Source organism: Mesorhizobium sp. M7A.F.Ca.CA.002.04.1.1 (assembly GCF_004022805.1).
Classification (GTDB): domain Bacteria; phylum Pseudomonadota; class Alphaproteobacteria; order Rhizobiales; family Rhizobiaceae; genus Mesorhizobium; species Mesorhizobium ciceri.
Map to the genome: position 1 here is coordinate 1 of NZ_RZPL01001260.1, position 583 is coordinate 583.

Annotated in this window: 1 protein-coding gene; it reads left to right on the plus strand. The window is 64.3% G+C overall.

Annotated elements, in window-relative coordinates:
- Positions 1-583: amino acid--tRNA ligase-related protein (locus ENZ75_RS33690; protein ID WP_348630653.1), on the plus strand; the 583-nt coding region annotated here is incomplete at both ends.

Below are 583 nucleotides of genomic sequence, written 5' to 3' on the forward strand. Positions count from 1 at the left end.
TTCTGCGACCGCATGAATTCCTGGGCGCAGGGCGAGGGCCAGCCGGGGCTGGGCTATATCTTCTGGCGCAAGGAGGGCGACAAGCTCGAAGGCGCCGGTCCGCTCGCCAAGAACATCGGCGAGGAGCGCACCGAGGCGATCCGCCTTCAGCTCGGCCTTGCCGATGGCGACGCCGCCTTCTTCGTTGCCGGCGACCCGAAGAAGTTCGTCTCCTTCGCGGGGGCTGCGCGCACCCGTGCCGGCGAGGAGCTGAACCTTGTCGACCGCGAGCGTTTCGAGCTGTGCTGGATCGTCGACTTCCCGTTCTTCGAGTGGAACGAGGAAGAGAAGAAGATCGACTTCGCCCACAACCCGTTCTCGATGCCGCAAGGTGGCATCGATGCGCTGAATGGCGAGGACCTGCTCGGCATCAAGGCGTTCCAGTACGACATGGTCTGCAACGGTTTCGAGATCGCCTCAGGCGGTATCCGCAACCATCTGCCCGAAACCATGGTCAAGGCGTTCGAGACGGTAGGGCTGGACCGCGCCACGGTCGAGGAGCGCTTCGGCGGCCTCTATCGTGCCTTCCAGTATGGCGCACCGC